The 19,244-nt window shown below is 54.4% G+C and carries 12 protein-coding genes and 6 pseudogenes; 15 read left to right on the top strand and 3 right to left on the bottom strand.

Annotated features, from left to right (window positions below; genetic code table 11):
* The first annotated feature begins 144 nt into the window (after positions 1 to 144).
* From cvpA to yfcD, 11 genes and pseudogenes are all read left to right on the top strand, one after another.
* Complete coding sequence (gene cvpA, locus ACTBDZ_RS00295) at positions 145 to 651, top strand: colicin V production protein (RefSeq protein ID WP_438813769.1); 507 nt, start codon at positions 145 to 147, stop codon at positions 649 to 651.
* Positions 652 to 672: 21 nt separating this feature from the next.
* Complete coding sequence (gene purF, locus ACTBDZ_RS00300) at positions 673 to 2,190, top strand: amidophosphoribosyltransferase (RefSeq protein WP_438813770.1); 1,518 nt, start codon at positions 673 to 675, stop codon at positions 2,188 to 2,190.
* 202 nt (positions 2,191 to 2,392) lie between these two features.
* Entirely contained in the window at positions 2,393 to 2,962 is a 570-nt protein-coding gene (locus tag ACTBDZ_RS00305; protein WP_438813771.1) for a UbiX family flavin prenyltransferase, read from the top strand.
* A 416-nt stretch (positions 2,963 to 3,378) separates the two neighbouring features.
* Positions 3,379 to 4,158 carry a lysine/arginine/ornithine ABC transporter substrate-binding protein gene (locus ACTBDZ_RS00310; RefSeq protein WP_438813772.1) on the top strand — a complete coding sequence of 260 codons (780 nt, stop codon included), beginning with the start codon at positions 3,379 to 3,381 and terminating at the stop codon, positions 4,156 to 4,158.
* A gap of 66 nt (positions 4,159 to 4,224) precedes the next feature.
* A pseudogene (locus tag ACTBDZ_RS00315) lies at positions 4,225 to 4,912 on the top strand (histidine ABC transporter permease HisQ).
* A pseudogene (locus ACTBDZ_RS00320) lies at positions 4,905 to 5,516 on the top strand (ABC transporter permease); the annotation flags it as partial. The pseudogenes ACTBDZ_RS00315 and ACTBDZ_RS00320, both read left to right, overlap by 8 nt.
* A gap of 1 nt (position 5,517) precedes the next feature.
* A pseudogene (gene eat / locus ACTBDZ_RS00325) lies at positions 5,518 to 6,492 on the top strand (ethanolamine permease); the annotation flags it as partial.
* Between the two features lie 15 nt (positions 6,493 to 6,507).
* Positions 6,508 to 7,912, top strand: a pseudogene (locus ACTBDZ_RS00330) (ethanolamine ammonia-lyase subunit EutB).
* Complete coding sequence (gene eutC / locus ACTBDZ_RS00335) at positions 7,909 to 8,706, top strand: ethanolamine ammonia-lyase subunit EutC (RefSeq protein ID WP_438813773.1); 798 nt, start codon at positions 7,909 to 7,911, stop codon at positions 8,704 to 8,706. The pseudogene ACTBDZ_RS00330 and the gene eutC overlap by 4 nt, the downstream one beginning before the upstream one ends.
* Before the next feature lie 305 nt (positions 8,707 to 9,011).
* Positions 9,012 to 9,563: a phosphodiesterase gene (yfcE, locus tag ACTBDZ_RS00340; RefSeq protein WP_438813793.1), complete on the top strand. Its 552-nt coding sequence runs from the start codon at positions 9,012 to 9,014 to the stop codon at positions 9,561 to 9,563.
* A gap of 85 nt (positions 9,564 to 9,648) precedes the next feature.
* The gene (yfcD, locus tag ACTBDZ_RS00345) at positions 9,649 to 10,242 is read left to right on the top strand and encodes an NUDIX hydrolase YfcD (protein ID WP_438813774.1); all 594 of its coding nucleotides are present in this window, start codon (positions 9,649 to 9,651) and stop codon (positions 10,240 to 10,242) included.
* Between the two features lie 51 nt (positions 10,243 to 10,293).
* On the opposite strand, the gene ACTBDZ_RS00350 is transcribed toward yfcD, so the two are convergent.
* From ACTBDZ_RS00350 to ackA, 3 genes are all read right to left on the bottom strand, one after another.
* Positions 10,294 to 11,118 (bottom strand): hypothetical protein, encoded by an 825-nt coding sequence (locus tag ACTBDZ_RS00350; RefSeq protein ID WP_438813775.1) that lies wholly within the window; start codon positions 11,116 to 11,118, stop codon positions 10,294 to 10,296.
* A gap of 260 nt (positions 11,119 to 11,378) precedes the next feature.
* Positions 11,379 to 13,535 (bottom strand): phosphate acetyltransferase, encoded by a 2,157-nt coding sequence (gene pta / locus ACTBDZ_RS00355; RefSeq protein ID WP_438813776.1) that lies wholly within the window; start codon positions 13,533 to 13,535, stop codon positions 11,379 to 11,381.
* Positions 13,536 to 13,628: 93 nt separating this feature from the next.
* The gene (gene ackA / locus ACTBDZ_RS00360; protein WP_438813777.1) at positions 13,629 to 14,831 is read right to left on the bottom strand and encodes an acetate kinase; all 1,203 of its coding nucleotides are present in this window, start codon (positions 14,829 to 14,831) and stop codon (positions 13,629 to 13,631) included.
* 548 nt (positions 14,832 to 15,379) lie between these two features.
* Between ackA and yfbV the strand changes: the two genes are divergently transcribed.
* The 4 genes and pseudogenes from yfbV (at position 15,380) to ACTBDZ_RS00380 (ending at position 19,185) form a co-directional block, all read left to right on the top strand.
* A complete protein-coding gene (gene yfbV / locus ACTBDZ_RS00365; RefSeq protein WP_438813778.1) occupies positions 15,380 to 15,835 on the top strand; it encodes a terminus macrodomain insulation protein YfbV in 456 nt (151 codons plus the stop codon).
* A gap of 169 nt (positions 15,836 to 16,004) precedes the next feature.
* On the top strand, positions 16,005 to 16,499 hold the full coding sequence (locus ACTBDZ_RS00370; protein WP_438813779.1) for a YfbU family protein: 495 nt from the start codon (positions 16,005 to 16,007) through the stop codon (positions 16,497 to 16,499).
* Between the two features lie 28 nt (positions 16,500 to 16,527).
* Positions 16,528 to 17,188 (top strand): annotated as a pseudogene (locus ACTBDZ_RS00375) (sugar phosphatase).
* 120 nt (positions 17,189 to 17,308) lie between these two features.
* A pseudogene (locus ACTBDZ_RS00380) lies at positions 17,309 to 19,185 on the top strand (SLC13 family permease).
* Positions 19,186 to 19,244: the final 59 nt, after the last annotated feature.

Genomic DNA, 19,244 nt, shown 5'->3' on the forward strand with positions numbered 1-19,244 from the left:
GAATAGGCTACGCAAACGTTTTCTTTTTCTGTTAGAATGCGCCGCGAACAGGATGATGAGCGGCGCTACGCTCTCTTGAGCTGGCGGTAATGATTGCTGGTGCGAGAGAGATTGTGTTGGCATCGTTCGTGAGTGAGAGAATTCATGGTTTGGGTTGATTACGTCATCATTGGCATTATTGGTTTCTCTGCGCTGGTCAGTTTGATCCGGGGCTTTGTTCGTGAGGCGCTTTCGCTGATCACCTGGGGCAGTGCATTCTTTGTCGCCAGCCATTATTACCCATACCTGTCGGTCTATTTCACGCGTTTTGAAGACGAGCTGGTGCGCAACGGGGTTGCCATCGCCATTCTGTTTATTGCGACATTGATTGTGGGAGCGATCGTCAACTATGTGATTGGTTCACTGGTTGAACGAACCGGGCTTTCAGGCACCGACAGAGTACTGGGCATTTGCTTTGGTGCATTGCGCGGTGTGTTGATTGTCTCTGCATTGCTGTTCTTTTTGGATACCTTTACCGGTACCGGTTTTTCACAAAGCGACGACTGGAAACGGTCTCAGCTTATCCCGCAGTTTAGCTATATCATCAGGTGGTTTTTCGACTACCTGCAAAGCACATCAAGTTTCTTGCCGCAGCACATAGAGCTGCGGTAGCGCTGATGAGGAAAAGACAACATGTGCGGTATTGTCGGTATCGCCGGTTTTACACCGGTAAACCAGTCGATTTATGACGCGTTAACGGTGTTACAGCACCGTGGACAAGATGCCGCAGGCATCGTCACCATCGACCCCATGAACTGCTTCCGCCTGCGTAAGGCAAACGGCCTGGTGAAGGACGTATTCGAGGCGCGTCACATGCAGCGCCTGCAAGGCAATATGGGCGTGGGGCATGTGCGTTATCCTACCGCGGGCAGCTCCAGCGCATCGGAGGCCCAGCCGTTTTATGTCAATTCCCCGTTTGGCATCACGCTGGCGCACAACGGTAACCTGACCAACGCCCATGAACTGCGCAAACAGCTGTTTGAGCAAGGGCGTCGCCACGTTAACACCACCTCTGATTCCGAGATTCTGCTCAATATCTTTGCCTGCGAGTTGGATCGTTTCCAACACTACCCGCTGGATGCCGACAACGTGTTTGCTGCCGTTGCCGCCACCCATAAAATGATTCGCGGTGCCTATGCGTGCGTTGGGATGATCATCGGGCACGGTTTGTTCGCTTTCCGCGATCCAAACGGTATCCGTCCGTTGGTGATCGGCAAGCGCGAACTGGCCGATGGCCGCATCGAGTATATGGTGGCCTCGGAAAGCGTGGCGCTCGATACCCTTGGCTTTGAGTTCTTGCGTGACGTAGCGCCGGGAGAGGCGGTTTACATCACTGAGAAAGGGCAACTGTTTACGCGCCAGTGCGCCGAAAACCCGAAAAGCAACCCGTGCCTGTTCGAGTATGTCTATTTTGCTCGCCCGGACTCTTTTATCGACAAAATTTCGGTCTACAGCGTCCGCGTGCGCATGGGCCAAAAACTGGGCGAGAAGATTGCCCGCGTGTGGGAAGATCTGGATATCGATGTGGTAATTCCTATCCCTGAAACCTCCTGCGATATCGCCTTGGAGATTGTGCGCATTATCGATAAACCGTACCGCCAGGGCTTTGTGAAAAACCGCTATGTTGGCCGTACCTTTATCATGCCGGGTCAGGAACAGCGTAAAAACTCGGTGCGTCGCAAACTGAACGCCAACCGCGCTGAGTTCCGCGACAAAAACGTGCTGCTGGTGGATGACTCCATCGTGCGCGGTACCACCTCGGAGCAAATTGTCGAGATGGCGCGTGAAGCGGGTGCACGCCGCGTTTATCTGGCCTCTGCCGCGCCGGAAATTCGTTTCCCTAACGTGTACGGCATTGATATGCCGAGCGCCAATGAGCTGATTGCCCATGGTCGCGAAGTAGAAGAGATTCGCCAGATTATTGGTGCCGACGCCCTGATTTTCCAGGATCTCGACGATCTGATCGCCGCCGCGCGGGAAGAAAACCCGGATATCGTGCAGTTTGAATGCTCGGTATTTAACGGTATCTACGTGACAAAAGATGTCGATCAGGGTTATCTCGACTATCTGGAAGGGCTGCGTAATGACGATGCCAAAGCGTTGCGCAGTCAGAACGAAGTCGAGGATCTGGAACTGCACAACGAAGGTTGATGTCATCCAAGGCGAAAGCTGGGGATCTCTGTGAGAAGAAACGCGTTCCTTCTGTAAGAGATTCCCGCCTGCGCGGGAATGACTGACTTGTGAGCAACATCAAAGGGAGGTGCGTAAGCGCCTCCCTTTGTTGCTTATTGAGCGGGGATAAGGCAAAGTCTGCCCGTTATCCTTTTTGCACAGCAGCATCTCGAGGTTTGGCATGAAACGACTCATTATTGGACTTTCCGGTGCCAGCGGCGCGATTTATGGCGTGCGCCTGTTACAGGTGTTACAACCGTTGGCAGACGTGGAAACCCATTTGATCATGAGCCCGGCCGCCCGACAAACGCTGACGCTGGAGAGTGATTTCAGCGTGCGCGATGTGCAGGCATTGGCGGACGTGGTGCATGACAGTCGTGACATTGCGGCCTCTCTGTCGTCCGGTTCGTTTCGTACCGCGGGAATGGTGATTCTCCCCTGTTCCATCAAAACCCTTTCAGGGATTGTGCACAGCTACAGCGATAACTTATTGATTCGTGCCGCAGACGTGATATTAAAAGAGCGTCGCCCGTTGGTCTTGTGCGTGCGTGAAACCCCATTGCACCTCGGGCATCTGCGCCTGATGACGGCAGCCGCAGAAATGAGGGCAGTGATCATGCCGCCCGTTCCCGCGTTTTATCACCGTCCGCAAACCTTGCAAGACGTGGTGGATCAAACGGTCAACCGTGTGCTCGATCAGTTTGATATTGCGTTGCCTGAAGCACTGTTCACACGCTGGCAGGGCAGTTAACGCCGCCCAATCGTAAAAACACACCAATCAGGTGCAATTCCTGTCATCTTTTCCCTCGCTTTCTTGCCTGTCTGCGCAAGGTTTGCACTACGCTTAAGCGATGATGCGTTGTTATGGTTCAAGTGTTGATTGATTTGCACCAATATGTTGCCGGGAAAGCGCGCCGTCTCTTTCCTGATCAACACACGCATCATTACCCTCATCAGGGTGCCCCTATCACTACGCGCCTGCGGCAGAGTTCGGATTTATCCGTATTCTGTTGCGATTATGGCGCGGATTTTGCAAGGTTTCTGCTGATGAGACTGGCGGCGCTGGCATCCCTTTCGCGCAAGAGCGCGCAGGCGTCTGACCGCCCCTTTACGCTTAGTGATATTCATTCTTTTTGATCATCATTCCATCAAGATAAGGGTTGCGAAATGAAAAAATTATTCAGAATTCTGCCGTTGGCCTTAGTTATTGCTGCGGGAAGCTCGCTGGCCGATGTTCCCAAGAATCTCAAAATCGGCACCGACCCGACGTATGCACCCTTTGAGTCCAAGAATGCCAGCGGTGAACTGGTAGGGTTTGATATTGATTTGGCTAAAGAGCTGTGCAAGCGCATCAAGGCTGAATGTACTTTTGTGGAAAGTGATTTCGACGCGTTGATCCCTTCACTGAAAGCGAAAAAGATTGATGCCATCATCTCCTCGCTCTCCATCACTGAGAAGCGCCAGCAGGAGATTGCTTTCACGGAAAAACTCTACGCTGCCAACGCGCGTCTGATTGAGAAGAAAGGGGCGAACATTCAACCGATGCTGGAATCACTGCGCGGTAAACGTGTCGGCGTGTTGCAGGCCTCTACTCAGGAAGCCTATGCCAATGCCAACTGGCAGCCGAAAGGCATTGATGTGGTGGCTTACCAGAACCAGGATTTGATCTACGCCGACTTGACCGCAGGCCGTATCGATGCCGCGTTCCAGGATGAAGTGGCGGGCAGAGAAGGCTTCCTGAAATTACCGGCGGGTAAAGACTACGTCTTCGCGAGTCCGGCAGTGAAGGATGACAAATTCTTTGGCGTCGGTACCGGCATGGGGCTGCGCAAAGAAGATAAAGCATTGAAAGCTGCGCTGGATAAAGCGTTTGAAGAGATGCGCAAAGACGGCACCTACGACACTTTCGCGAAGAAATACTTCGATTTTGACGTATACGGCGGCTAATGGCGTGTTGCTGGGATCTGCCTGCGTCTTGCAGGCAGAGTGTGCCTTTTTAGACGGAAACACGCGATGCTCTACGGCTATACCGACCTGATTCTTGATGGGGCGCGCATGACGCTGCAATTAGCGGTGTGCTCGCTGCTGTTGGCGTTGGTCATTGGGCTGATTGGCGCTGGGGCCAAGCTCTCTGCCAATCGCCTGCTGTCCGGTTTTTTCTCCGCGTACACCACCCTGATCCGTGGCGTGCCGGATCTGGTGTTAATGTTATTGATTTTTTATGGCCTGCAAATTGCGCTCAATAGCGTGACGGAAACGCTCGGTATCGCACAAATCGATATCGATGCTCTCGGCGGGGATCATCACGCTCGGGTTTATCTACGGCGCCTATTTCACTGAAACCTTTCGCGGTGCCTACCTGGCTGTGCCGCCAGGGCAGATTGAAGCGGCGGTGGCTTACGGTTTTACGCCACTGAAGGTATTTCGCCGCATCATGTTTCCTTCCATGATGCGCTTTGCCTTGCCCGGTATCGGCAATAACTGGCAGGTGATCCTCAAGGCAACGGCGCTGGTGTCGCTGTTGGGGCTGAATGACATTGTCAAAGTGACCCAGTTGGCGGGCAAGGGGGCGCATGAACCGTTTTATTTCGCCATTGTTGCCGGGGTGATGTATCTGATTTTTACTACAGTCTCCAACGGGGTACTGTGGTGGCTGGAACGCCATTACTCGCAGGGCGTGAAGAAGGTGAATTATGAGTGAGATCCTGCAACAGTACTGGCAACCTTTACTATGGAGTGATGGGTATCGTCTCACCGGCCTGGCGATGACGCTGTGGCTGCTGATTTCGTCGGTGGTGATGGGCGGTCTGCTGGCGATCCCGCTGGCTATTGCCCGCGTTTCTCCACGGCGACGTTTCAGTTTTCCGGTGTGGGTATTTACCTATGTGTTTCGCGGCACGCCGCTTTACGTGCAGTTGCTGGTATTTTACTCCGGCGTTTACAGTCTGGAGATCGTGCGCGGCACCGACATGCTGAATGCGTTTTTCCGCAGTGGGCTGAACTGTGCGGTGCTGGCATTGGCATTGAACACCTGCTCCTATACCACAGAGATTTTTGCTGGTGCGATCCGTTCGGTGCCTCACGGAGAAATTGAAGCGGCCAGAGCTTACGGTTTTTCCCGGTTTAAACAGTATCGCTGCATTATTTTGCCCAGTGCGTTACGTATTGCACTGCCCGCGTACAGCAACGAGGTGATTTTGATGCTTCACTCCACGGCGCTGGCGTTTACCGTAACGGTGCCGGATATCTTGAAAATTGCCCGAGATATTAACGCTTCCACTTATCAGCCGTTTTATGCCTTTGGCTATGGGGTTGAATATTCTGGGGGTTGGCATTGCTGCCACCTTTGAACTGTTAGTCACCTTACTGGCGATTTTCGAACTGCTGGTGTTTATGGGCGTGGTTGCACCTGGATTCGAATGGGCAAACTTTGCTCGTGGCGGTTGGGCGGGGATGGACAGTTTCAGTCCGGTTGCCTTATCCGGTATTTTTGCCGCCATTCCCTTTGCTATCTGGTTCTTTCTCGCCATTGAGGGGGCGGCGATGGCCGCTGAAGAAGCGAAAGATCCTAAACGCACCATTCCTCGCGCCTTTGTCGGTGGCATCCTGACCTTAAGCCTGCTGGCAATGGGGGTGATGCTGTTTGCCGGCGGGGTGGGTGATTGGACGCAGCTTTCTAATATCAATGACCCGCTGCCTCAGGCAATGAAAATGATTGTCGGCAGCAATAGCGGTTGGCTGCACATGTTGGTGTGGCTCGGGTTGTTTGGCCTGGTGGCCTCATTCCATGGCATCATCATGGGCTATTCGCGTCAGATCTTTGCCCTGGCGCGCGCGGGGTATCTCCCCGCTTCGCTGGCGCGAGTCCATCCGCGTTTCCGTACGCCGCACCGCGCCATTCTGGCGGGCGGTGTCGTCGGGATTGCCGCCATCTTCTCCGATTCGTTCGTCACCATCGGCGGGCTGCCGCTGACGGCAAATATCGTTACCATGTCGGTATTCGGTGCGATAGTCATGTACATTACGTCGATGGCCGCCTTGTTTAAACTGCGTCGCAGTGAACCGGCACTCAGTCGTCCGTTCCGTGCGCCCTGGTATCCCTTTGCCCCGGCATTTGCGCTGGTGATGGCGGTGATTTGTCTGGTTGCCATGGTGTATTACAACACGTTACTGGCGCTGATTTTTACTGCCATGATGTTGCTGGGATACGGTTGGTTTCGGGCAACCCGAAGTGCGCGTGAGTCCGCAGTATTCGATCCCCAATTGACGGCATCCAAATAGCAGGCGAGGAGGGATATGTATCACACAACACTGGGGGCACCAGCGTTACACCTTTGATTCTCTGCGTACGCTACTGGCCAAAGCGTCACCGGCGCGTTCCGGTGACTATTTGGCGGGCATGGCGGCCCTGAGCGCTGAAGAGCGTATGGCGGCGCGTATGACGGCGCGTATGACGCTGGCCGCAGTGCCATTAAAGACCTTTTTGCAGGACCTCTTGATTCCCTATGAGCAGGATGAGGTCACGCGACTCATTGTTGATAGCCACGATAAGCAGGCGTTTGAACCCATTTCACATTTGACCGTGGGGGATTTTCGCAACTGGCTATTGAGCGACACCACCAGTAGCGAACTGTTGACGCGCGTTGCACCGGGTATCACGCCGGAAATGGCGGCAGCGGTGAGTAAGCTGATGCGCAATCAGGATTTGATCCTGACGGCAAAAAAATGTCGTGTCGTCACGCGTTTTCGCAACACGATTGGCTTGCCGGGGCATCTCAGCGTGCGCTTGCAGCCGAACCACCCTACCGATGATTTGAAAGGCATTGCCGCCAGCATGCTTGATGGCTTGCTGTATGGCAGTGGCGATGCGGTGATTGGTATTAACCCAGCCAGTGACAGCCTGCCGCTGCTGGAACAGCTGAATTACATGCTTGATGATGTCATTCACCGCTTTGAGATCCCTACGCAGTCCTGCGTGCTGACGCATGTCACCAACACGCTGAAACTGATTGAGCGTGGGGCACCGGTGGATTTGGTGTTTCAGTCGATCGCCGGTACTGAAGCCACCAATGCCAGCTTTGGCTTCAATCTGGCGACACTGGGAGAGGCGCATCAGGCGGCATTGAGCTTACAGCGTGGCACGTTGGGTAACGAAGTGATGTATTTTGAAACCGGGCAGGGCAGTTGTCTTTCGGCCAATGCTCATCACGGTGTCGATCAGCAAACCTGTGAGGCGCGCGCCTATGCGGTGGCGCGGCGTTTCTCTCCGCTACTGGTAAACACGGTCGTGGGCTTTATCGGGCCTGAATACCTGTATGACGGTAAGCAAATTATCCGCGCCGGATTGGAAGATCACTTCTGCGGCAAACTGCTGGGTGTCCCGTTGGGCTGTGACGTGTGCTACACCAACCACGCTGAAGCGGATCAGGACGATATGGATACGTTGCTGACTCTGTTGGTCACCGCCGGATTGACCTATCTGATGGGTATTCCGGGCGCGGATGACATCATGCTTAATTATCAGAGCACCTCGTTTCATGATGCGCTGTATGTGCGTGAACTGCTGGGATTGAAACATGCGCCGGAGTTTGGTGAGTGGCTGGCGCGCATGAAGATTCTCGATACCCAAGGTCGAATGTGTGATGCCAGCCGTCAGCATCCGTTGCTGCAACATCAACCTTATCTGGAGGGGCGCGTATGAAGGACCTCGTTCACGCCAACCCGTGGGAAATGCTGCGAGAATACACCGCAGCGCGCATTGCCTTGGGGCGCACCGGTGCAAGCCTGCCAACCGAAGAATTGCTGAAATTCGGCCTGGCACATGCGCAGGCGCGGGATGCGGTGCATCAGGCGTTTGACAGTGAACCCCTTGCAGAGGCGTTAGCGGCGCAAGGGCTGAAAACCTTTACCGTGCACAGCGCTGCAACGTCGCGTGAGCAGTATCTTTATCGGCCTGATTTGGGACGGCGCTTGTCGGAGGCCAGCCGTGAGGCGCTGATGGCGCTGCGTCAACCGCCAGCCGATTTGCTGATCGTGGTGGCTGATGGTCTCTCGTCCAAGGCGGTGCATCGCCAGGCGGTGCCGCTCATTACTCAGGCGCATCCTTATCTGGAGCAACTCGGTTTGTCGCTGGCACCGGTGGTGCTGGCGCATCAGTCGCGCGTGGCGCTGGGCGATGACATTGGCGAGTGTCTGTGGGCCAAAGCGGTGGCGATCCTGATCGGCGAGCGCCCTGGTTTGTCATCACCGGACAGTCTGAGTATTTATTTAACCTGGGGGCCTCACACGCGCCGTTTGGAATCGGAGCGTAATTGCATTTCCAATATTCGCCCGGAAGGGCTTGATTATCCACAGGCCGCGTTTAAATGGGCCTGGCTGCTGGAGCAAGCGTTTCAACGCCGGCTGTCGGGGGTCGCGCTGAAAGATGAGAGCGATAACCCGGCGATGCACGGCAAGATTCACCCACCTGCCGTAGGGCATTTGACAACACCATGATGGTGACTCGCCTTCCACTGCGCGCTGCATCGTGCAAAAGGGGCGAGATTGTTCAATTTGCTTTTATCCGCGTGTCTCTGACACGGATTCTGCAACTCAGGATCGTACTGAACAGGGAGTGTTCAGTACGTTTTTTTATACGGTGCTTAACGTTGGTTTAGCGGCGGCCTTTATCCTATATCCCTCCGATCACGGATGTGTGTAATCGTGCGACACCCACCTGCCAAATGAAAAAAGGACAAGAGTTGAGTACGGTAATTTTGTTACACTTTGCCGTATTGCGACGTATTTTTTCGGGGATCACGATGAAGTTGATGTTTGCCTCAGATATTCACGGCTCGCTAACGGCGACGGAGCGGGTACTCGATATTTTTACCCGCAGCGGCGCCGAGTGGCTGATGCTTTTGGGGGATTTCCTCAATCACGGCCCGCGCAATCCGCTGCCGGAGGCTTATCAGCTTGCCGATGTGGCGAGCCGATTGAATGCGTTTGCCCGTCAAATTGTGGCGGTGCGCGGTAACTGCGACAGCGAAGTGGATCAGATGTTGCTCGACTTTCCGATCACGGCACCGTGGCAGCAGGTGCTGTTGCCGCAGCAGCGTCTTTTCCTGACGCACGGTCATCTCTACCATCCTCAGCATCTTCCGCCGTTGCAGGCAGGCGATGTGCTGGTGTATGGGCACACCCACCTTCCTGTGGCTGAGCGTCAGGGGGAGATCTACTGCTTTAATCCTGGCTCCGTCAGCTTGCCAAAGGGGGGCAATGTGCCCAGCTATGGCATGCTGTCACAAGGGGAGCTTCAAGTTTTACCGTTAATGGGTGGCGAGCCTATTGCACAGGTGACTATTAGTCACTAAGTTATCAACGATCTTGCACGACTAACGCTTAGTACGTTTAAAACAGACGCGCGTCGCAACGCGCCAATACTGAAGGGTTCAGAGGATGGTGGAGCAAAGTCAAGCGGCAGGGACCGAGTGGGTGGATATTGTTGACGAGAACAATGACGTTATCGCCCAGGCCAGCCGCCAGCAAATGCGCGCTCAACGTTTACGTCACCGCGCCACCTATATCGTTGTTCATGACGGCATGGGAAAAATACTGGTTCAACGCCGTACCGAAACAAAAGATTTCTACCCCGGTTGGTTGGATGCGACAGCCGGGGGCGTAGTGCAAACCGATGAGCACATGCTCAAGTCGGCCCGTCGTGAAGCGGAGGAGGAACTGGGCATTGCCGGTGTGCCTTTCGCCGATCATGGCCTGTTCTATTTTGACGGTGACAATTGTCGTGTGTGGGGGGCGTTATTCAGTTGCGTTACCCACGGCCCGTTTGCCTTGCAGGAAGAAGAAGTGGCTGAGGTGTGCTGGATGACACCGCAGGAGGTCACGGCGCGCTGCGATGAGTTCACGCCGGATTCGCTCAAAGCCCTGTCGCTGTGGATGAGTCGTTACAACGAGCAAAGCTACGGCAAACCCATTACGCGTGAGCCAGTGAAAACCGATGACGAGGTTGCCGCATCGGACGACGCTGAAGAGTAATCGGCTTACGCTGTGCTGCGGGCTGTCAATGGTGGCCCGCAGCGCAGACCATTATGCGGTAACGACAGCCTGTCGCGAGCCAGGACACACCAGTTGACGGCTCTTGATGTGGCACATTTCCAGATCCTCACGCAGGAAGAATGCCATCTCCCACGGATTTTTGTGAATGAACGCCTCGCGTACCTGTTCGAACAGCGGATTGTGTGGCGGGATCAGATAGGCATCGCCCTCAATCAAGGTGTAGTTCCACTCAATAGCGCGTTCAAAGGTGTAGTGTGAGCGCTCATCCATCGCAAAGAAACAGTGTGGGTTGCGTTTGAGCTGCCGGGATTTGAACGTCTCAGGGAAGGTGATAAGAAACACATCATTGTCCACCGAGGAGAGAAACGCCAGAACCGTGGTATGGGGTTGCTCTTGCGCCATGGTGACCAGCACGCCTACCTTGTTGGTGAAATCATGGTGTTCCGTCTCTGGCAGCGCATTCAGCGGCGTAAACGGCACCACGCGTTCTTCCCGTGTATCCTGAGGATAGTGATAGTCCGGTGCGCGGATATCCAGTACGCAGCTAAGCCCATACATCACCTGGCACTCACGCGGCTCCAGCAGCACCCAATCTTCATCCACCTCCGCCACGCGCCCTTTGTAAGAGGCGCGATAAACGGAAATGTTGGCATCAAACTGATCCACCCCGGTGCGGTTATCAAGATGCAGCGTGGCGAAATCACCGACGGCCAGCGCGTGGCCTTTGGGGAAGAAAACCCGCAGTGCATTGTTAGTGCGCGGATAGACGCCGCAAATGTGCATCACCACCTTTCCCTGCTGGTAGCAGGCTAAAACCCCGAGCGTCTGCTTGCCGAGATAGTGAACCAGATTCATGCTGTGTGTCCTTGCTTGTTGTTTTAATCGGTAGCTGTGTTTTGGCAAATTAAGGGTGTTTTTTAACGATTTACTATGACGCAAAAGCAAAAGGCCGCGAAAGCGCGGCCTTTGGATAATTCAGAAACCCTGGATTGCTGCTGGGTAGCCTGAATGGGGTCACGTATTCAATGTGTTGCTCCGCAATAAAAATAGTATTCATGCTCTATGTTCTCTTCATGCATTCAGGCTGGTTTTAAACACCTTTTTTGCATGCCAGACTATGTAGCAATACACTCATTGAATACGTGACCCTGAATGGCGGTCAGGGCCACGGTATAAACGATATCGTCTACCAGTGCGCCACGGGACAGATCGTTCACTGGCTTGCGCATGCCTTGCAGCATCGGCCCGATGGAGATCAGGTCAGCAGAACGTTGTACCGCTTTGTACGTGGTGTTACCGGTGTTCAGATCCGGGAAGATGAACACGGTAGCCTGGCCAGCAACCGGTGAATTCGGCGCTTTGGATTTCGCTACGTCGGCCATTACTGCGGCGTCGTATTGCAGCGGACCATCGATCACCAGATCCGGGCGTTTTTCCTGTGCCAAACGGGTTGCTTCACGCACTTTTTCCACGTCGCTGCCCGCACCGGAGTTACCGGTGGAGTAGGAGATCATGGCAACGCGCGGATCGATACCAAATGCGGCGGCGGAATCGGCGGACTGAATCGCAATTTCGGCCAGTTGCTCTGCGGTCGGATCCGGGTTGATGGCGCAGTCACCGTAGACAAACACTTGTTCCGGCAGCAGCATAAAGAACACGGAAGAAACCAGTGAACTGCCCGGAGAGGTTTTGATCAACTGCAACGGCGGACGGATGGTGTTAGCGGTAGTGTGAACGGCACCGGAAACCAGACCGTCAACTTCTCCTTGTTCCAACATCAGGGTGCCCAGCACCACGTTGTCTTCCAGTTGCTCACGCGCAACCACTTCGGTCATGCCTTTGCTCTTACGCAGCTCAACCAGACGCGGGACATAGCGTTCGCGAACGGCATCCGGATCGACAATTTCGATGCCTTTGCCTAGTTCAACACCCTGTGCAGCAGCAACGCGTTGGATCTCTTCCGGGTTACCCAGCAGCACACAGTGCGCAATACCACGTTCGGCACAGATAGAGGCGGCCTTCACAGTACGCGGTTCGTCGCCTTCCGGTAGCACAACGCGCTTGCCCGCCTGGCGTGCCAGTTCGGTCAACTGATAGCGGAATGCCGGCGGAGACAGACGGCGAGAACGCTCGGATGCGGCGCTCAGGGATTCGATCCACTGGCTGTCAATGTGGCGAGCCACGTAGTCTTGGACTTTCTCAACGCGTTCGCTGTCGTCAGCCGGTACTTCCAGGCTGAAACTTTGCAGGCTGAGCGAGGTCTGCCAGGTGTTGGTGTTCACCATAAATACCGGCAGGCCAGTCTGGAAGGCGCGTTCGCACAGTTTGGCGATGCTGGCATCGATTTCATAACCGCCAGTCAGCAGCACAGCACCGATTTCAACGCCGTTCATGGCAGCCAGGCACGCGGAGACCAGTACGTCAGGACGATCCGCAGAGGTCACCAGCAGGGAACCCGGACGGAAATGTTCCAGCATGTGTGGAATGCTGAGCGCACAGAAGGTCACGGTTTTCACACGACGGGTCTGAATTTCGCCTTCGTTGATGATGCGGGCATTCAGGTGTTTTGCCATGTCGATAGCGCGGGTGGCGATCAGATCGAAGCTCCACGGCACGCAGCCCAGTACCGGCAGCGGGCTGTTGGCAAACAGTTGTTTCGGATCGACGTTCGGCACGTCTGCTTTGCTGGAATCATCGAAGATTTCAGACAAATCAGGACGGGTACGACCTTGCTCATCCACCGGGGCATTCAGTTTATTGATGATAACGCCGGTGATGTTTTTGTTCTTGCTGCCGCCAAAGCTGCTGCGTGCCAGTTCGATACGCTCTTTCAACTGGTCCGGAGAGTCGTTGCCCAGTGCGATAACGAACACAATTTCAGCGTTCAGGGTTTTGGCGATTTCATAGTTCAGCGCGTTGGCAAACTGATGTTTGCGCGTCGGCACCAGACCTTCTACCAACACCACTTCTGCATCTTTGGTGTTTTCGTGGTAGTTGGCGATGATCTCTTCCATCAGCACATCTTGCTGGTTGGAACTGAGCAGCGCTTCAACGTGGCTCATTTTCAACGGCTCAGCCGCAGTGATGGCTGAGTTGGCGCGGATGATAGTGGTGGTTTGATCCGGCGTATTGTCGCCAGAACGCGGCTGCGCGATCGGTTTGAACACGCTCAGGCGCACGCCTTTTTGTTCCATGGAACGAATGACACCCAGGCTGACGCTTGTCAGACCAACGCTGGTGCCAGTGGGGATCAACATGATTGTACGGGACACGGCTAAACCTCTTTACGGTTGCTCGCTGAGTCAAAAACAGCTTGGTCAGAAAAGACACCGTCAGTCTTGGCTGACGGTGTGGGATTACTTGTCTTACGCGGTGAGACGCAGGGCGTCTTGCGCGATAACCAACTCTTCGTTGGTCGGGATTACCAGCGCAGGGCGGCAGCCCTCTTTGCTGATGTTGCCGCCGTTGCCGAAGCGAGCAGCCAGGTTGCGTTCGTGGTCGACTTCAAAGCCCAGCAGGCCCAGTTTGTTCAGCGTCAGTTCACGTACCATGGCAGCGTTTTCACCGATACCACCGGTGAAGATAACGGCGTCCAGACGGCCTTCCATCAGCGCACTGTAGGCACCGATGTATTTAGCCAGACGGTGGCAATACACGTCCATGGCACGTTTGGCATCCGCTTTGGTGGTGTAGTTGTCTTCAACATAGCGGCAGTCGCTGGTGACTTCAGTCAGGCCCAGCAGGCCAGATTCTTTGGTCAGCAGCTTGTTGATAGCCTCAACGCTCATGCCCAGGGAATCGTGCAGGTGGAAGATGATCGCCGGGTCGATGTCACCGCTACGGGTACCCATGACCAAACCTTCCAGCGGGGTCAGACCCATGGACGTGTCGACGCACTTACCGTTACGCACTGCGGTTACGGAACCGCCGTTGCCCAGGTGGCAAGTGATCAGGTTAACTTCGTCAACCGGCTTGTTCAGCGCTTCTGCGGCCTGTTGGGTCACAAAGAAGTGGCTGGTGCCGTGCGCGCCATAGCGGCGAACGTGATGCTCGGAGTACAGTTTGTACGGCAGGGCATACAGGTAGGATTCTTCCGGCATGGTCTGGTGGAATGCGGTGTCGAATACGGCAACGTTTTTGTCTGCCAGCGCCGGGAACGCTTTCAGCGCTTCGTCGATACCGATCAGGTGAGCCGGGTTGTGCAGCGGTGCGAACGGCACGGAATCTTTGATGCCTTGCAGCACGTCGTCGTTGATCACGGCAGACTGGGTGAATTTCTCGCCGCCGTGTACGATACGGTGACCGATAGCAACCAGTTGCGCGGAGAGTTCCGGTTTCTGTGCCAGAATGGTGTTAACGATGAAGTTCAACGCTTCGCTATGTGCAGCGCCTGCGCCCAGCGCAGCTTCCTGCTTGGCGCCATCCATTTTCCACTTGAGACGGGCTTCAGGAAGGTGGAAACACTCGGCCAGACCTGACAGGTACTCTTCCCCGTTAACAGCATCGATGATAGCGAACTTCAGGGATGAACTACCGCAGTTAAGAACCAGTACTAACTTACTCGACATGGAAGTACCTACTTGTTATACATGGTGAACAAATGTCAAACAGCGCGTAGCGTAGCCTAAACAGCCGCTGACATTTATGACTAACGTCATGGCACGGTGTGATTTCCCTGACATGACCATGAAAAAGCGCCGATATGGCCTATCCCCATAGCATACTGGATGCAAAGCGTGCGAAGATGACATATCGGCCCTGAAAAGCATGTGGCGAAAAATAAGGCGATAAATGTCGCGCCCGCACCAATGGTCCCCTGTTTTTTGCCTATGCTGTAGTTAATACAGTTGAAAACGGCATTCATCATCAAGCACGATGGTGAAAGGATCGTTATTCTGGCATGCAGCATGACCACGTTGGTTTAGTGACATGACTACTTTAGTATAGATGGCGACCTACGCCGAGGTAGGATACCGATAGCGTCAGGCAAACACAAAATATATTTTAATTTTATCAAATATAGTTGTTGTCTTGTTTGAGGATTTTATTTTTTATCTGTTATTTTGATGATGCAATTGAAAATGGTAATAACTGAAACGGTAACAAAGGAGTCGCCATGAAATCTCAACCAACTGATAAACGCGGGGGATGGCGTGTACTCCATTACGGGCAGCATTATATGAAAACCTGGCCGCTGGATAAACGTCTGGCGCCTGTTTTCCCTGAAAACCGCGTGGTGCGCGCTACGCAGTTCGGTATTCGTTTTATGCCGCCGCTGGCCGTGTTCACCTTAACCTGGCAGATTGCGCTGGGTGGCCAACTGGGGCCAGCAGTTGCGACCGCACTGTTTGCCTGTAGTCTGCCGTTACAAGGGCTGTGGTGGCTAGGCCGCCGCTCGGTATCGCCGTTGCCACCAACGCTTTCCGAATGGTTTCACGATCTTCGCCTTAAACTGCAAGAGGCAGGGATGGCGCTGGCACCGATTGAAGGTAAACCCACTTACCAGATGCTGGCCGACGTGCTGAAACGAGCCTTTAAACAGCTGGACAAAACCTTTTTAGACGATCTGTGACCGTTTTCACCCTTTGCGTGTGAATAGCATTATTTTGTCCTTCCCCTCTGTTTTAAATCAAAAAATCGGAGGCTAGCGCTATCTTCCCACTTTTGGGTATGCGATTCTGGTATCAGGTTAAACGAGTCAGCGGCGTCAGGCCGGTACTATAGAGGTTCAGGAGAGCACGATGGAAATGACGAATGCCCAGAGATTGATCCTTTCGAATCAATACAAAATGATGACGATGATGGATCCGGACAATTCAGAACGCTATCGTCGGCTGCAAACCATCGTCGAGCGCGGCTATGGGCTGCAAATGCGTGAGTTGGATCGGGAATTTGGCGAACTCAGTGAAGACGTGTGCCGCACCATCATCAATATCATGGAAATGCACCACGCCTTGCAGGTTTCCTGGGATAACCTGAAAGACCGCAAGGATCTGGATCAGCGTCGCCTGGCCTTTTTGGGCTTTGATGCCGCGACCGAAGCGCGCTATCTCGGCTTTGTTCGTTTCATGGTGCATGTGGAAGGGCGCTATCCGCATTTCGATTCCGGTACTCACGGCTTCAACGCACAGACGAAAATGTGGGAAAAATACAACCGCATGCTGGCAGTGTGGGTGTCCTGTCCGCGTCAGTATCATTTAAGCGCCGTAGAGATTGCGCAAATCATCAATACCTGAACCGGTGAAATAAAACAAAGAGGTGGTTGTGGAGTGTAAAGGTTTCCTGTTTGATTTGGATGGTACGTTGGTGGATTCACTACCAGCCGTGGAGCGTGCCTGGGTTAATTGGGCGGTTGTCCATGATATCGAACCCCAGGAGGTGCTTGATTTTATCCATGGCAAACAGGCGATCACCTCGCTGCGCTACTTTTTGCAGGGTAAAAGCGAAGCGGAGATCCAGCGTGAGTTTGATGAGCTGGAGCGCACCGAAGCGTCTGACACGCAGGGCGTGCAGGAGGCGATGCCGGGCGCAAGCCAACTCCTTGAGCGCCTTAACGCGCTTGGCATTCCCTGGGCTATCGTGACATCAGGTACTGTGCCTATCGCCCATGCGCGCCATCGTGCCGGGCAATTGCCGCAGCCACAGGTGTTTATCACCGCCGAGCAGGTGGCTCGCGGTAAGCAGCAGCCGGATGCTTACCTGCTGGGTGCTTCAAGCCTGGGTCTGGAACCGCATGAATGCGTGGTGGTAGAAGATGCGCCTGCCGGATTGGAATCCGTTAGCGGCAGGTTGTCAGGTGATTGCCGTCAATCCCCCGGCGGATACCCTGGCGTTAGAGGACGTTGATATGGTGCTGACATCGCTAACGCAACTGACCCTGACACCCACGCCGAACGGTGTGCAGGTGAGTAAGCTAACCGATTGATAAAAGCGTAACTAAATATGATCAAAACCCCGCCTCGGCGGGGTTTTTTTATGGCAGACTATCAGAACAGACTTGGGTTAAGCGTGATTTTTTAGGCTGTTACCGTCTGGACGGTTATCAATGACCGTGTTGCCGCTGGCTTACGCGTTTTTTCGGGAGGGTCTTTTGAACCGCGAACTGCTCTGGGTGTTATCCCTGCTGTTGATCGCTATCTTATTGTTTAGCACCAATAAGCTACGCATGGATGTGGTGGCGCTGCTGGTTATCATCGCCTTTGTGTTGAGCGGTACCTTAACGCTGTCGGATGCGCTAGTCGGCTTCAGCGACCCCAACGTGATCCTTATTGCCGCGCTATTTGTTATTGGCGAAGGGCTGGTCAGAACCGGCGTGGCGTATCAGGTCGGGGAGTGGCTGATTCGCGTTGCGGGCAACAGTGAGATCAAGATGCTGGTGCTGCTGATGCTGACTGTGGCGGCGCTGGGCGCGTTTATAAGTTCCACCGGCGTGGTGGCGATCTTTATTCATGTGGTGCTGAGCGTTTCGGCCAAAACGAAAACCTCACCGGGGCGGCTGATGATGCCGCTCAGTTTTGCTGGCCTGATCAGCGGGATGATGACGCTGGTGGCGACGCCGCCCAACATGGTGGTAAGCAGTGAGTTGATGCGTGACGGCAACCACGGTTTCGGCTTTTTCAGAGTCACCCCGATTGGTGTCGTGGTGTTGCTGCTGGGCATTGCTTACATGCTGGTGGCTCGATTCTGGCTGAGCGGTGTCGATCCGCAAGCGGCAAACAAAGAGGACTGGAAGCGCAAGACCTTTCGCGACCTCATTCGCGATTACAAACTGACGGGCAGGGCGCGTCGTTTGGCGATACTACCGGGTTCACCCTTTATCGGTCACCGCTTGGACGATTTGCGTCTGCGCCAGCGCTACGGTGCCAACGTGGTAGGGATTGAGCGCTGGCGTAAGTTCCGTCGCGTGATGGTCAGAGTGGCGGGTAACACCGAACTGCGGTTAAACGATGTGTTGCTGATTGATATGTCAGCCTCTGAAGTCGATTTGCGTGAGTTTTGCACCTCGCAGCGCTTGGAACCGATGGTGCTGCGCGGTGAATACTTTTCTGAACAGGCGCGCGATGTGGGGATGGCGGAAGTGTCGCTGATCCCCGATTCTGAGCTCATTGAGACGCTTTATGACGTAGGCTTCCGCAGCCGCTACGGGCTTTCCGTGGTGGGTATCCGCCGCAATGGTGAGGCGATGGACGGATTGCTGGCCGACGAACCGTTGCAACTGGGCGATATCCTGCTGGTAATTGGCGACTGGCGTATGATCCGCCAACTGCAATCGCAAAAGCATGTGATGCTGGTGTTGAACCTGCCTGCCGAAGTGGATGACGTTGCGCCTGCGGTGAGCCAGGCTCCGCACGCGCTGTTCTGTCTGGCGCTGATGGTCGCCATGATGCTGACTGACGAAATCCCCAATGCCATTGCTGCGTTGATTGCCTGTTTGCTGATGGGAAAATTTCGCTGTATCGATATGGAAAGCGCTTACCGTGCGATCCACTGGCCGAGCCTGATTTTGATCGTCGGGATGATGCCCTTTGCGCTGGCGCTTCAGCAGACCGGTGGTGTGACGCTGATTGTGAATGCCCTGATGGACGTTGCGGGTGGGACTGGGCCGCAGGTGATGCTGGTGTGCCTGTTTGTGCTGTGTGCGACGATCGGACTCTTTATTTCCAACACCGCCACCGCTGTGTTGATGGCACCGATAGCCATTGCTGCGGCAAAAAAGATGGGGGTTTCGCCGTATCCCTTCGCCATGATCGTGGCTATCGCCGCCTCCGCGGCATTCATGACACCGGTTTCGTCACCGGTGAATACGCTGGTGCTCGGCCCAGGTGGCTACCGCTTTGGTGATTTCGTCAAAGTCGGCGTGCCATTCACGGTGTTGGTGATGATTGTCAGCGTGACATGGTGCCGTGGCTGTATGGTTTTTAACTGTGCGTTGATGCACCTTATAAAACCATTTCACTGCACTAACAGAAATACCGATATCA

The organism is Symbiopectobacterium sp. (assembly GCF_051710365.1).
Classification (GTDB): Bacteria; Pseudomonadota; Gammaproteobacteria; order Enterobacterales; family Enterobacteriaceae; genus Symbiopectobacterium.

Excerpts from the sequence above, each read along its gene's own strand:
- cvpA (WP_438813769.1), top strand. The coding sequence starts at position 145 with ATGGTTTGGGTTGATTACGTCATCATTGGCATTATTGGTTTCTCTGCG.
- purF (WP_438813770.1), top strand. The coding sequence starts at position 673 with ATGTGCGGTATTGTCGGTATCGCCGGTTTTACACCGGTAAACCAGTCG.
- ACTBDZ_RS00305 (WP_438813771.1), top strand. The coding sequence starts at position 2,393 with ATGAAACGACTCATTATTGGACTTTCCGGTGCCAGCGGCGCGATTTAT.
- ACTBDZ_RS00310 (WP_438813772.1), top strand. The coding sequence starts at position 3,379 with ATGAAAAAATTATTCAGAATTCTGCCGTTGGCCTTAGTTATTGCTGCG.
- eutC (WP_438813773.1), top strand. The coding sequence starts at position 7,909 with ATGAAGGACCTCGTTCACGCCAACCCGTGGGAAATGCTGCGAGAATAC.
- yfcE (WP_438813793.1), top strand. The coding sequence starts at position 9,012 with ATGAAGTTGATGTTTGCCTCAGATATTCACGGCTCGCTAACGGCGACG.
- yfcD (WP_438813774.1), top strand. The coding sequence starts at position 9,649 with ATGGTGGAGCAAAGTCAAGCGGCAGGGACCGAGTGGGTGGATATTGTT.
- ACTBDZ_RS00350 (WP_438813775.1), bottom strand. The coding sequence starts at position 11,118 with ATGAATCTGGTTCACTATCTCGGCAAGCAGACGCTCGGGGTTTTAGCC.
- ackA (WP_438813777.1), bottom strand. The coding sequence starts at position 14,831 with ATGTCGAGTAAGTTAGTACTGGTTCTTAACTGCGGTAGTTCATCCCTG.
- yfbV (WP_438813778.1), top strand. The coding sequence starts at position 15,380 with ATGAAATCTCAACCAACTGATAAACGCGGGGGATGGCGTGTACTCCAT.
- ACTBDZ_RS00370 (WP_438813779.1), top strand. The coding sequence starts at position 16,005 with ATGGAAATGACGAATGCCCAGAGATTGATCCTTTCGAATCAATACAAA.